The sequence below is a fragment of the Methylophilus sp. genome, from assembly GCF_052173275.1.
GTDB lineage: Bacteria > Pseudomonadota > Gammaproteobacteria > Burkholderiales > Methylophilaceae > Methylophilus.
Window position 1 is genome coordinate 2,881,171 of record NZ_JBQMUL010000002.1, and the last position, 14,486, is coordinate 2,895,656.

9 protein-coding genes are annotated in these 14,486 nt (G+C 52.5%); 1 reads left to right on the forward strand and 8 read right to left on the reverse strand.

Features of this window, described 5'->3' with window-relative positions:
• The first annotated feature begins 138 nt into the window (after window positions 1-138).
• Window positions 139-2,631, forward strand: coding sequence for a methyl-accepting chemotaxis protein (locus ACTS9Y_RS15015; RefSeq protein ID WP_442586713.1), 2,493 nt, complete (start codon window positions 139-141; stop codon window positions 2,629-2,631).
• A gap of 181 nt (window positions 2,632-2,812) precedes the next feature.
• On the opposite strand, the gene ACTS9Y_RS15020 is transcribed toward ACTS9Y_RS15015, so the two are convergent.
• From ACTS9Y_RS15020 to ACTS9Y_RS15055, 8 genes are all read right to left on the reverse strand, one after another.
• The gene (locus ACTS9Y_RS15020; RefSeq protein ID WP_442586714.1) at window positions 2,813-4,693 is read right to left on the reverse strand and encodes a potassium transporter Kup; all 1,881 of its coding nucleotides are present in this window, start codon (window positions 4,691-4,693) and stop codon (window positions 2,813-2,815) included.
• A 114-nt stretch (window positions 4,694-4,807) separates the two neighbouring features.
• Entirely contained in the window at window positions 4,808-5,488 is a 681-nt protein-coding gene (locus ACTS9Y_RS15025) for a winged helix-turn-helix domain-containing protein (protein WP_442586715.1), read from the reverse strand.
• Window positions 5,485-7,020: a sensor histidine kinase gene (locus ACTS9Y_RS15030; RefSeq protein WP_442586716.1), complete on the reverse strand. Its 1,536-nt coding sequence runs from the start codon at window positions 7,018-7,020 to the stop codon at window positions 5,485-5,487. Before ACTS9Y_RS15030 ends, ACTS9Y_RS15025 begins: the two co-directional genes overlap by 4 nt.
• 17 nt (window positions 7,021-7,037) lie before the next feature.
• Complete coding sequence (locus tag ACTS9Y_RS15035; protein ID WP_442586717.1) at window positions 7,038-7,955, reverse strand: hypothetical protein; 918 nt, start codon at window positions 7,953-7,955, stop codon at window positions 7,038-7,040.
• Between the two features lie 40 nt (window positions 7,956-7,995).
• Window positions 7,996-11,988: an ATP-dependent RNA helicase HrpA gene (gene hrpA / locus ACTS9Y_RS15040; RefSeq protein ID WP_442586968.1), complete on the reverse strand. Its 3,993-nt coding sequence runs from the start codon at window positions 11,986-11,988 to the stop codon at window positions 7,996-7,998.
• A gap of 390 nt (window positions 11,989-12,378) precedes the next feature.
• Window positions 12,379-12,798 (reverse strand): hypothetical protein, encoded by a 420-nt coding sequence (locus ACTS9Y_RS15045; RefSeq protein WP_442586718.1) that lies wholly within the window; start codon window positions 12,796-12,798, stop codon window positions 12,379-12,381.
• Window positions 12,799-12,819: 21 nt separating this feature from the next.
• Window positions 12,820-13,656: a DNA ligase gene (locus ACTS9Y_RS15050; protein WP_442586719.1), complete on the reverse strand. Its 837-nt coding sequence runs from the start codon at window positions 13,654-13,656 to the stop codon at window positions 12,820-12,822.
• A gap of 116 nt (window positions 13,657-13,772) precedes the next feature.
• Window positions 13,773-14,477, reverse strand: a complete 705-nt coding sequence (locus ACTS9Y_RS15055; protein ID WP_442586720.1) for a sulfite exporter TauE/SafE family protein — start codon at window positions 14,475-14,477, stop codon at window positions 13,773-13,775.
• Window positions 14,478-14,486 lie beyond the last annotated feature (9 nt).

The following is a 14,486-nucleotide window of genomic DNA, read 5'->3' on the forward strand; positions in this document are numbered from 1 at the left end:
CAACCATATTTGACAAATACATTTACGACAATCAATTGAAGGACTAATGCCTCTCTATTTCACTCGTTGAAAATCCAGCAAGTATATTAATATAAATTAAATATTTTTTATCTTACTTTATGACCTGGAGAAATTGACATGCTCGGTATTTTCAATGGAATTAAGAATCCCAGTAAAGAACAGTTACTCAAGCAGATTGATCTGACAGGTCAAATAAACGCGATCCACAAAGTGATGGGCGTGATCGAATTCGATTTGCAGGGCAATATCCTTGCAGTAAATGACAGCTTTGCGGCAGTGACCGGCTACAGTGCCCAGGAGATCACCGGGCAGCACCATAGTAAGTTTGTGACAGCTGAGTACAAAACCAGCACCGAATACAAACAGTTTTGGGAAAAACTGGCCAAGGGCCAGGCCAGTGATGGTCAATTTAAACGTGTAGGCAAAGATGGCCGCGAAATATGGCTGCAAGCCAGCTACAACCCGATTTACGATGTCGATGGCAAGCCATTCAAAGTAGTGAAATATGCCACCGATATCACTCAGGAAAAACTCAAGAATGCCGATTATTCAGGCCAGATCGCAGCTATCGGAAAAGTGATGGGCGTCATTGAATTCGACCTCAAAGGCAATATCCTCTCGGCCAATGACAACTTTGCAGCTGTGACCGGCTACAGCGCGCAGGAAATCGTCGGCAACCACCACAGCATGTTCGTGGCACCCGACTATAAAGACACGACTGAATACAGGCAGTTCTGGGAAAACCTGGCCTTGGGTGTCGCCAATAACGGGCAATTCAAGCGCTTTGGCAAGGACAACCGCGAAATCTGGTTACAAGCCAGCTATAACCCTATTTTCGATACCGATGGCAAGCCATTTAAAGTGGTGAAATATGCTACCGATATTACGAGCGAAAAACTCAAGCATGCCGACTTTTCAGGCCAGATCGCTGCCATTGGCAAAGTCATGGGCGTGATTGAATTCGACCTCAAGGGCAATATTCTTTCTGTGAATGATAACTTTGCGGCGGTGACTGGTTACAGTGCGCAGGAAATCATCGGCAACCATCATAGTATGTTTGCCACGCCTGAATATAAAAGCAGCGCAGAATACAAGCAGTTCTGGCTGCAGCTCGCCCAGGGCGTCTCCAGCGACGGCCAGTATAAACGCATTGGTAAAGGCGGCCGCGAAATATGGCTGCAAGCCAGTTATAACCCGATTTTTGACATGGATGGCAAGCCGTTCAAGGTCGTGAAATACGCGACCGATATCACCCGCGAAAAATTGCAGTATGCGGATTTCTCCGGGCAGATTGCGGCGATCAGCAAAGTGATGGGCGTGATCGAGTTTGACCTTAAAGGCAATATTCTGGCCGTAAATGATAACTTTGCGGCGGTTACCGGTTACAACGCGCAGCAAATCATAGGCAACCACCACAGTATGTTTGTGGGGGATGCTTATAAAAGGAGCCCGGAATACAAACAGTTCTGGGAGAACTTAGGTCGTGGCCAGCCCGATAATGGCCAATACCAGCGCGTAGGTAAAGGTGGTAAGGAAATCTGGCTGCAAGCGACTTACAACCCTATTTTTGACATGGATGGCAAACCGTTCAAAGTGGTGAAGTACGCAACGGATATCAGTGCCAAAGTCAAAGAAACACATGCCATGAAACAGGCGGTGGACGATGTAGTGCGTTATACCCAGACCGGCGATTTGACCCACAGGATCCCGACTTCGGATAAATCCGGCGAAATCAAACAGCTGTGTGAAGGCATCAATATCATCATCGATGCCATGACCGGCATTCTGGCCACCGTTAAAACGTCGGGCGCAACCATCTATTTGTCTGCGTCTGAGATTTCCATGGGCAATAATGATTTGTCGCAACGCACCGAGGAGCAGGCAAGCTCGCTGGAAGAAACCGCTGCCAGCCTGGAAGAAATCGCCGCGACCGTCAGACATAACGCCGAAAATGCCAAGCAGGCAAATATCCTGACCAATAAAGCCAGCGATGTGGCTAATAAAGGCGGTGAAGTGTTTGCCAAAGTCGTGCAGACCATGGCAGAAATCACTGAAAGCTCTTCGCACATTGAAGAAATTCTGACCGTGATCGACAGTATCGCTTTCCAGACCAACATCCTGGCGTTAAACGCTGCCGTTGAGGCTGCGCGTGCCGGTGAACAAGGGCGCGGCTTTGCCGTGGTGGCCAATGAAGTACGCAATCTGGCACAACGCTCAGCCACTGCCGCCAAGGAAATCAAACAGTTGATTGCAGATTCGTCCAGCATCGTCGCCAGTGGTTCGCAATATGTAGACCAAGCCAGCGGCACCATGGAAGAAATGTTGCACTCCATCAAGAATGTTGCAGCGATCATTTCAGAGATCACCGCTGCATCTGCCGAGCAAACCACAGGCATAGACCAGATCAACGCGGCCATGAACCAGATCGATGAAGTGACCCAGCAGAATGCGGCGCTGGTGGAAGAAGCGGCTGCTACAGCCATGTCTCTGGTTGAACAAGCCAACAAACTGACGGAAACGGTGGACCAGTACAAACTACCGGACACAAAACCAGCCCATCAGAGTAAACCGGTCAGCAAAGAAAGTTACAAGATCGCCGCTGCGGCATAAAGCTAGATTGCCATGCGCTGCTTTCAGTTATTTTGCTATGTGAAGTAGTGAACAGTAGATATTTTAATTCGGTACCTTGCATGGCTCCTGCAAGGTACCTTTTTTATGTCACGTATTTATCTTGCGGATATCCGGCAAGCAGCTGTTTTTTCAGCTACCGCCTTCTCTCATTCAGCGTCATTTATATCTGCACCCTGCTCCCCAGCTCAATCACACTATTGGCCGGAATATTGAAATATTCCACTGCACTGCTGGCATTGCGCGACATCACTGAAAACAATTGGTCGCGCCAGCGCGGCATGCCGCCACCCACATCCGGCACGATGATATCGCGACTCAAAAAGTAAGAGTTGCTGAATGGGTCCAGTGCTTCACCATCCAGCAGCAGCCCGAGCAATGCTTGCGGCACATCGGCATGCTGCATAAACCCGTAACGTAGCTCTACCTGCCAGAATCCATCCGCCAGTTTTTGTAGCTGCATACGTTCCTGGGTGTTGAGTAATGGCACATCCTCAAACGCGACCTTCACAAACAAATTACGTTGATGCAATACCTGGTTATGTTTGAGGTTATGCAACAGTGCCTGCGGCACTGTCTCCAGGTTGGAGACCATATACACTGCCGTTCTTTGCACGCGTGGCAGTTTACTCTCACTAATATTGGTGATGAATGCCGTGAGTTTCGGGTCTGAGCCGACCATGCCGGTCAGCAGCAAGTGGCGGCCTTTTTTCCAGGTAGTCATGAAGACAATCAGCAACACGCTTAACGCGATCGGAAACCAGCCGCCTTGCATAAATTTCATGCTAGCCGAACCAAACAGTACCGCATCGACCACGGCCAGCACGCCTAGCAAAGACCAGCTCAGCCAGCCGGGAAACTGCCAGCGGTGGCGCATCACGAAAAACAGCAGGATAGTCGTCACCAGCATCGTGCCAGTGACCGCAATACCATAAGCGGATGCCAGTGCCGATGAACTCTGGAAGGCCAGACAGACGATGATCACCGCGAGCAACAAAGCCCAGTTGACGGCCGGCATGTAGATTTGTCCGGACTCACTGGCTGACGTGTGGATGATACGCATACGCGGTAAAAACCCTAATTGTATGGCCTGGCGGGTCATGGAGAATGCCCCGGAAATCACCGCCTGCGAGGCAATAATCGTGGCCAGTGTCGCCAGGATCACCGCCGGGATCAGCAAAGGTTGCGGGAAAGACAGATAGAAAGGATTGCTGGCGGCTTCAGGGTGCTGCAACAACAATGCGCCCTGCCCCAGGTAATTCAGCGCCAGACAGGGAAACACCAGCCCTAGCCATGCCATCTGGATGGCAGGCCGCCCAAAATGGCCCATATCGGCATACAAGGCTTCAGCCCCTGTCACTGCCAGTAATATCGCGCCTATAGCGATAAACATGGCACCGCCACGCGATTGCAGGAATTGCCAGGCATATTGCGGGTTGACCGCCTGCAACACCTCAGGCACTTGCGAAATTTGCCACAGGCCTATGCTCGCCAGCGCCAGGAACCAGACGATCACAATCGGGCCAAAAAAGCGCCCGACCGCATGCGTACCATGCCGCTGGAACCAGAACAGCCCGATTAAAATACCAATCGAAATGGGTAATACCTGTGCTGCCATTGCCGGTGATACCACTTGCAGGCCTTCGACGGCAGACAACACCGAAATTGCAGGTGTCAGTACACTATCACCATAAAACAAGGCCGCGCCCAGCACCCCCAGCAACAGCAGGCTTCCTGCGCGTTTATCTTGCGGCTGCAAGCTCGAAAGTGCCAGCGACAACAAAGCCATCACCCCGCCCTCGCCTTTGTTATGCGCGCGTAAAACCAGCAGCACATATTTAAAAGTGACGACAAAGGTCAGCAGCCAAAAAATGGCCGACACTGCGCCCAGGATATTGGTTTGATTGAGCGGCACGCCGGTGCTCTCACTGAAAATGACCTGCATGGTATACAGCGGGCTGGTGCCGATATCGCCATACACCACACCGATCGCACCCAGTGCCAGGGCCGCCAGGCCGCTTTTTCTGATTGATAAGTTGTCCATCGCATCCTCTTGTTAGTGATTGATGGCTGCACTATACGCGTGCACGTATATCAATCGCATAAACGAGATGAGAGACAGTTAAACGAAAAATGAATCGACGAAGAAAATTGTCTATCAGGCTAGCCGGTAACCGATACCCAGCTCAGTCAGCACATAGCGCGGAGAGGCAGGCGTAGCCTCCAGCTTGGCCCGCAAGCGGCCAATGTGGATACGCAGGTAGTGGGTATCATGCACATACTCAGCCCCCCATACCTGCGTCAGTAACTGGCTATGGGTAAAAATAGTACCGGGCTTGCTCGCCAGCAACATGAGCAATGCATGTTCAATCGGGCTTAAATGCAGTTGCGTGCCATTGTGGCTGACAATACCGCTGGCACGGTTGATCACCAGCCCTTCAAATTGATATATATGGTCGCGCATCTGCATCATGGCCGTGCGGCGCAAGGCGACCTGTATCCGCGCCAGCAATTCCGGCAGGCCAAACGGCTTCATCAGGTAGTCATCCGCACCCATGGTCAGGCATTGCACTTTATCCTGCTCATCCTGACGAGCAGATAGCACTAGGATAGGCACATCAGAATACGCGCGCAAAGTCGTGATCAACTGATCACCATCGCCATCCGGCAAGCCCAGATCGAGGATCACCATAGAAAAATCGCTGGCTTGCCGGGCTTGGGCTAAATCCCGCGCATGTATCACCCGGTAGCCATGCGCAGACAATGCGGGCACCAAAAACTGGTAAACACCGGCATCATCTTCCACCAGCAATAAAGTCGGCTGTGGCTGCGCGCTCATATGGTATGGCCCTGCATAAGCTCAGCCGCACGCGTAAACGGGAAGCGTAGTTGTACGCAAGTACGCTGCTCTGCAGAGGCGGTAACCGGGCCAGACGATGCGCTAATCTCCAGCTTGCCTTCATGCAGTTGCATGATGGTATCCACAATAGAAAGACCGAGGCCAAAGCCGCGTGACCCTGCCGGCCGTGGTGCGTGCGGTGTAAACGCCGAGATCACAAAATCATCAGGGAACCCAGGGCCTTGATTGATCACGGCGAGATTTAACCATGAGGTATCCACGGTCAGCGCGATCTCAATGGCCGTGTGCCCGCTACGCCAGAAAATCGCATTGTCGATCAGGTTGGCCAGCGCATGTGCTACCAGTACCGCATCCATCCTGACCAGTACTTCTTCATCAGTCATATTGAGCTTTAACTGCACTGGCGGCGAACGGCGCTGATATCTGCTGATCACATGTGCAACCACCTCCTGCGGCGATTGCCAGTCCAGATGCAAGTGGTTTGTAGCGGTTTCTAGTTTGACCAGGGTCAGGATATTTTCTGTGGCCTGGGTCAGATAAGCAGTCTCGGCCTGTATGCTTTGCAGCAGTTGCTCAGACTGATCGCCTGTTAATGCGATGTGCCTGTCAGTCAATACCTCCACCGCGCCAAGAATAGCTGTCAGCGGCGTGCGCATATCATGCGACAGCGCGGTCAGCAGCGTCTTTTTAAACTGCGCCTCACCAGCACTGCGCTCTGCCTGCGCCAGCGCGATTTGCTGGCAGAGTTTGGTATATGCCTGCGCACATTGATGCGTGAGCAACTGCAGAAAAGGTAAAGCCGGTAATGATTCTGTGGCAGTGATCACCAGTACTTCGCGCTGCGGAAAGCCGAATGGCAACAGGCAATAGCCCAGGTCGGGCCAGTCACTGGTGCCCGCGCCGATCGCCCGGTTATAGTCCAACGCCCACTGCACACTGCTCGCTTCAAGGGTGTGGGGTTGATGTTGCTCTCCGGCGAGCCAGACCAGTACACCTTCATCAGAGCGCTGCACGACACTTGCATGCAGCGCAAACGTATCCCGCACATGCTGGCAAGCCGCTTGCAGTAACCCATCTGTGCTGGATTGCGCAGCCAGCAACTCTGCCAGTGATTGGAAAAAACCGGATTGTTGCGCCGCCACGCGGGATTGCAGCATTTGCTGCTTCAATTGCTGCATGACACTGCTGACGGTTAAAGCCAGGATGGCAAACACTAACAGTATCACCCAGGACTGTGTACTACCTATGCCAAAACTAAACCGGGGCTCAATAAAACAGTAATCGATCAGCAGAAAAGCAATCAACGCTGTGCTCAGCGCATAGGCGAACCGTAAAAAATAAGCCGCCCAGAGGACACTGAGCATATACAGCATGGTGATCACCGTCACACCGAGCACGGCAAAACAGGCCAGGCCCAGCCAGGTGATGGCGATGAGTGATAGCACCAGTGCTGCACCTGCCTGCCACTTATTCACTTGCCGCAATGGCGTGTCAACATGGGAGTCTGGCATAGTGGCCCGGGGGAAATTTAATGCCCGTACAAATCCTGGGTCTTGTAGTTAGGCCCGAAGAATTCTTTCATCAGGAAATCTTCCAGCCCGGCACTGTCGGCGGGCCTGGCAGATAAAGTCACCGTGCGGCCAAGACGGTTGGAGATCCAGTCAAAATCGCCATTGTAATGTTCACGGATGATCGCGATCATGCGCCGTATCATGATCAGGCGGATATCTTCGCCATTGCCTGCTTCAACCTGGTAGAACTGGGTATTGGCCGATGTGTAATCATTCACCCAGCCTTTAAAGCTGAAGCTCGCGTTGTAAGGGTCCATGCGCTTGATCGCAAACAGGCCATTGGTGCCCACCTTGAGATTGTTCATGATGTTTTTCGTGCGGCGCTCATCTTCCGATGGCCCGCGCTCGGCCGCGGCTGCCGCATCGTTAATCTGCTTGGCGGCAATTTCTTCAGAATTACGATCAGATTGCCTGCGCTTGATCATGCTGGAAAAATCTTCCACCGGTGGCGGGGCCTGCTGTGGCGTAGGCTGCGGGCGTGGTTGCGGCTTGGGCTCAGGCAGTTTGAAAGTGCTGTTCGGGTTCTGCGATTGAATGATCTTCTTCGGCAGCTTGGGCGCTTCTTTAGGCTGCGGTTTCGGTTTGGGCTGCGGTTTGGGCGGCTCAGGCAACTCTACTGGTGGCTCGATCACCTTAGGTGGGCTGGCGGCGGGCTTGCCCGGATTGAGCACGATACTTAATGGCGATTGCGATGCCGGCTCTTCAATAGGCTTGAGCAAATCGAGCAAAAACCCCCAGAACAGAATCGCATGAAACAGCAGCGACAGCAAAAAGCCCCACATCAGCCTGGCGGGGATGCGCAGCACGCGGTCCCGCTGTTTTGGTTTCAGCCAGTTGGGCGTGCTAAAGGGTTCAAATGGGGAAGGCTTTTGCATGAACAGGATTAATCACAGAGGTTGCTGATGTCACGCATGACTATTGTATTTCTTGCCAAAGTTTTTCGAGTCTTTTGATTGAGACAGGATAAGGCGTTCTTAATTCCTGTGCAAATAATGATACACGTAACTCCTGCAACTGCCACGCAAAGTCTTGTAACCTGGCTGTTACAGAGGCATTCGCCTTACGTAACTGTTCAATTTTCTGCTGCCTGCGCTGGTCAAGCTGCACGATCGCCTGCGCATGCTTGCCATCCCGCTCTATGCTGGTCGGATATTTATCGATACGCATACGGATGGCTTTTAAATAGCGTGGCACATGTGGCAAATATTCCCACGGCGTACGGCTAAAGCACCCGTGATAGACCAGTTCCTGCAATTGTTGTTCGCATTCACGCTTGATTTTTTGCGTGACCGGCGTCATTTTTTGCAGCTGCGCTGTCAGTAACTGGTATTCGCTGGCGATCAGCTGTACCTGCCTGGTCAGTGCTTCAGCCACAGCGGGCAGGCGCGTGCGTGCACGTTGCTTGAGTTGCATAAACTCGGCATTGGTACGCGGCAAGGCATCCTCGGCGATAAATGCGCGGTCGGCAATCGCTTGCAGCATGTCTTCACGCAACTGGTCAGGGTTCATGACGGCACGTAACAGCAAGGCATACTGGTTAAAACCGGGCAGGCTTTTCTCCAGCTGCTTCATCTGCTCTTTAAGCTCAAAGCGCATCAGCCGGCACACGCCTTTGCGATGCGCCACTGTCGCCGCATCAGCCGTATCAAACAGCTTCACCGCGACACTTTCCTGGTTATCTTCAACCGCCGGATAACCGGTCAGCTGGCGGCCATCTTTGCTGAAGGTCAGTGTTTGCGGCAGGTCGCCAAAATCCCATTGTTTGAGATCGGTTTTTTCGATATCGGGTGAGCCGCTTCTAAAGGTCAGTTGTGCGGCAGACCCTAATTGTTTTTTCAGCGTATTCCAGTCGCGGCCCATGCCAAGCTCGCGGCCTTTTTCATCCACCACGCGGAAATTCATCAAATGATGTGCATCCAGCCCGGCCAGGTCGAACTCTTCCGGCTTTAGCTTGAGTGCGGTTTTTTGCTGGATAAATTGTGACAATGCCGGTAATAAAGCGCCTTCCGCATGGTGTGCCTGCAAAAACCCGGTCACAAAGTCAGGCACCGGTACGCACACGCGGCGCAAGGTTTTAGGCAGTGCTTTAATCAGGGCGGTCAGCTTGTCGCGTATCATGCCCGGTACCAGCCATTCGGTTACGCTCGCATCCAGCTGATTCAACAAGGCCAGCGGAATGGTGGCCGTCACGCCATCAAGCACATGCCCCGGCTCAAAGCGGTATTTCAGCGGCACCGTTTCGCCATCCACGGTCATCTGCTCGGGGAACTGCACTTCGGTAATGGCATTGGCACCGTGGCGCATCAGCGATTCACGTGTCAGGTACAACACTTTAGGATTAAGCTTTTCTGCGTCCTGCCGCCAGGATTCGAACGAGATACCATTGACGACACGGTATTGCTCGCTGATCTCAGGCACCACTTTGTCATAGAACGCGAACAGCTGGTGCTCATCGATCAGTACATCCTGGCGACGCGCCTTGTGTTCCAGCGCTTCCACTTCCGAGATCAGCCTGCGGTTAGCCTCCTGGAAAGGCGCGCGCGTATCAAATTCCATATTGGCCAGCGCTTCGCGTATGAAAATCTCGCGCGATTGCTCCGCATCCACCGGCCCGTAATGTACACGCCGTTTCGGCACGATGGTCAGGCCATACAGGCTGACACGCTCCCACGCCACCACTTGCGCAGCTTTACGGTCCCAGCGCGGGTCACTGTAATGGCTTTGCGTCAAATCACGCGCCCCGCCTTCATGGGCAACGGGTTCTATCCAGTCCGGATCTATCTTGGCGACGATGCGTGCATACAGCTTGGTCGTATCCACCAACTCGGCGGCGATCACCCATTTCGGGCGGCTCTTTTTCAGTGCCGAACCAGGCGCAATGGTGAAACGGATGCCACGCGCTCCGGCATAGGTTTCACCGTCACCATCCTTGAAACCGATATTGCCCAGCAGGCCAGATAATAATGCCCTGTGCACCTGCTCATAGCTGGCTTCTTTTTCGCCCAGCTTGAAGTCCATTTCTTCCACCATTTCGCGTAGTTGCGCATGCAACTCACGCCACTCTTTCAGGCGCAGAAACGACAGGAAAGACTGGTGGCACTGGTTCAACACGTCTTTATTGGATTTTTTAGTCTTGAGCGCCTGGTCATACCAGTCCCACAATTTGAGATAACTCATAAAATCGGAGTCATCTGCCTTGAACTTCGCATGCGCACTATCAGCCGCTTCGCGTTTGTCCATGGGCCGCTCACGCGGGTCCTGTATGCTGAGCACACTGGCAATGATCAAAATCTCGCGCAAGCAGCTTTCTTTTTTAGCCGCCAGTATCATGCGTGCCACGCGCGGGTCTAATGGCAAACGTGCCATTTGCCGGCCGATCTCGGTGATTTCGCGCCGCTCTGTGACCGCGCCCAGCTCTTGCAGCAACTGATAACCATCACTCACCAGGCGTGAGGAAGGCGCCTCGATAAACGGGAACTCGCTGACATCCCCCAGCCGTAAATCGGCCATGCGCAAAATCACGCTGGCTAAGGAGCTGCGCAGGATCTCAGGTTCAGTAAACTCAGGGCGCTGGTTAAAATCCTCTTCGGCATACAAGCGCACGCAAATACCGCTGGAAACCCGGCCGCAACGCCCTGCCCGCTGCTTGGCCGCCGCCTGCGAGATCTTCTCAATCTGTAATTGTTCGACCTTGGCGCGCGGGCTGTAGCGGTTAACACGCGCCAACCCGGCATCGATCACATATTTAATGCCTGGCACCGTCAGCGAGGTTTCCGCCACATTGGTCGACAATACGATACGGCGTTGCCCGCTGGGGCGGAAAATCTTCTGCTGGTCTTCAATACTCAATCGTGCAAATAGCGGCAGTATCTCGGCCGATTTCAGCTTGAGTGAACGACCCTGATTTTTGCGTAGATGGTCCGCCGTATCGCGGATCTCGCGCTCACCCGGCAAGAACACCAGAATATCGCCATCGCCCTGCCGTAACAGGTCCTCAGCGGTATCGAGGATGGCATCTTCCATCACCTCTTCTTCGTCATCTTCCTCCAGCCAACGTGTTTCCGTGCGTGGCGGTTTGCGCTTAATACCCATCAGGTCCTGCGCAAAACGGTCTATATCATCCAGCCCGTCATCTATCGGCACTTCCACCGCCACCATGGTGGTTTTGTTACCCAGCGGACGGTAACGGATCTCTACCGGATAAGTACGACCTGACACTTCAATTACCGGCGCACCGTTGAAATGATTGGAGAATCTATCCGCATCTATCGTCGCCGAAGTGACAATGATCTTAAGGTCTGGCCGTTTTGGTAATAACTGCTTGAGATAGCCCAGCAAAAAGTCGATGTTCAGGCTGCGCTCGTGCGCCTCATCGATGATGATGGTGTCATAGCCATTGAGGAATTTATCGCTTTGCGTTTCTGCCAGCAAAATACCGTCTGTCATCAGTTTGACGTAACTGTTCGCCGAAAGCTTGTCGTTAAAACGCACCTTGTAACCCACCGCCTCGCCCAGCGGGCTTTTCAGCTCCTGTGCGATACGGGTCGCCACAGAACGCGCCGCAATCCGGCGCGGTTGGGTATGCCCGATCAGGCCACTGACGCCACGCCCGAGCTCCAGGCAGATCTTGGGTAGCTGTGTGGTTTTACCAGAACCGGTCTCACCACAAACAATCACCACCTGGTGCTGCTGTAACGCCGCCGCGATCTCATCTTTCTTACCGCTAACCGGTAACTCTTGCGGATATTCCGGTGTTGGTAACGCCGCTAACCGCGCCTGCAATCGTTGTTGAGAAGCCTGCACTTTGTGCGCGATATCGACCAGCGGTTTATCGACTGGTTTGTTTTGTTTTAAAGCATCACGCAACTGGTTCAAACGGCGTTTCAGCGGGAAACGGTCAGCCAGCATGCATTGCTGAAGTTGTTTTTCGAGTTGGCTGATGAGTTGTGCGGGAGAGACAGCGGTCATAGGGGTGGGATTTTAACATGCCGGGGATTAAAGCTATTCATGGTTGGCATTGTGATTAGGGGGAATTTTTAACATAGCATGTACTGCTCCTTTTCGCCCCTCGGCGAGTGACTTTTCTTTGCTTGCACAAAGAATAAGTCAGGTGAAATAGAGCAACGAACCATCCAAAGAAATACCGACTAAAGCATACAGCAAGCAAGCCGTTTACTTTATTGTCACCAAGCTAGGCTTTACCCTTGTCTGGATTCTGACCTGCGCCAGAATGACGACTAGTGTATGCCAACCGTGACGCGGACTCAGAGTATGCTTTAAAAAAACATATTAAAACAATCACCTTCTCACACACTCCTCCACCCCCGTATTGCCACCCTTAAACGCCGGCTCAAAATAAAACTTTCTGAACCTTAACTGCCCGTTAGCAGCCTTTGTAAATTTCGCAATCCCGGTGCCAAAATCATTGGTCTTGCCACCATACTCGCCATTTTCCATCGGCAGGGAAAAATGCATCGCCGCATGCATGCCATGTGCCGCGGCATGGCCGTTGTAAACACCGTAATCAGGGACTTCCAGCTGGAAGTCATAGCTCGCATCTGCGCCTTTGCTGTGCTCGCGGCGTAGTTTCATCGTCACGATGCCGGTATATTCACCTTCATGGGCATCTTCGCCGCGACAGTCGTAGACGCCGCTTAAGTCGATAGCGTAAGCATTTACTGTCATCAAGTAGATCAAGATCGCTGCAAACCACTTCATCTGTTTTCCTTCAAAGATTGATTATTCCTGGGGCCTGACCCTCAAGAAGCTGGCAAATTTGGGTTTGCCTTTCTTGGTGATATCCCGGTAAGTATAAGTGACCTGGCTGCCTACAGGGGGTGGATTTTCGCGCTCTGCATCGGTAAATCCTGTGCCTAGTTTAAACTGCATGCCATCAGGCATTTCTACCAGTAATGCGCCCATTTTACCCACGTATTTACCTTTGCCCGGGACATGCGCAATCACTTTAGCTTCAGCATCCAGTTGTGGCTTGAGTTTGAGTAAAGCATGATTGCGGCCGATAATATAAGGTGCATCGGCGCGATGCAGCATCAACCCTTCTCCGCGTTTGGCAACGACGCTATCGAGCGTACGTTTGAGTGCTTGCTCGTTGGGCACATGGAATTGTTTGATGGCTTTCAGGTAGGGGCTATGCGCCTTGCGGATGAGCTGTTCGATACGCTGGGCACGCGCTGCAAACGAGCCTTCGGTATTTGGCAATTCAAACACATAATAGGCGACCTGACGCCAGGCAGCGTCTTCCGGCACCGATTGCCGAACGGTTGCAGAGAGTAATTCGAATTGGCCGCGGCCTATCCATAACTCGCCATCCAGCGGTTGCGTGGGGAAATCTTTGATAAACCATGCAGGGGAATGAATCGGGTTGCCCTGGCGGCTGATCAGCTGTTGGCCATCCCAAATGGCGCGTATGCCATCTAGTTTTTCACTGACCAGGTACTGGCGTACATCCAAGCCTTGCTGATAGAGGTGTGCCAGCAAAATATCCGGTGCTTTGGCAATGACATGTGTAGCCCATAAACTGAACAGCAATAGCAGGTAATAGCTTGTAAAACGCATAGAGTCACTCCGGGAAATTAATTAAAATTAACAAGAGTAAGCTATATCAATCAAGTCATTTTGGCAATGATGCCGATTCTGAGAAAACCAATAAAAAAATTATTTTTTCTTATAAATCAAATAACTTGGCACCATAACTTATCGTGATGCATGAGGTCCATCCATAATGCGATCAGGCTTAACACGATGAGCATCAGGCCACTGATACGCATGCCTGTAGTTTCTTTGAACCATGCTGGTAATGCTTGCTGGCCTGAACGCCACAGGCTTGGTGCAATTGCCAGAACGGTGGCGGAACCGATGGCGAACGCCATCATCACTAAGGCGCCTTGTAACCATTGCGATTGCAGGGAAGCCAGCATGACCGCTGAATAAAGCAGACCGCAGGGCAGTAATGCCCATACCATGCCGGTGAACAGGAAGTTAAATCTGGCGTGCTGGGTGTGCTGCTTGATCCACGCCCAGACTTGCTGTGCGCCCTGCACTGCCCACTGCGGTTGCTTACCGGTGACCAGCAGCAGAAAACCCCAGGCAAAGATCAGGGTGTGCGAAAACGTCCACAATGGTTGAAATACCTGGCTTTGGCCGGATAACCAGGCCAGGCCACGCAGGCTTTGCGCGGCTAATGCACCTAGCAGGCCATAGCCCAGCATGCGCCCCAGGTAAAAGCTCCACGGCGTTGTTTTAACGATGCGAATCGGGATGGATCTGGTGTTGGAGGGTGACTGCATGGCGCCGCAAGCTGCACCACACATGGCAATGCAGTGAGGCCCGCCTGCCAGCCCCATGACAAAGGCGGTCAGGAGTAAACTGGCTAACATGCCGGCAGT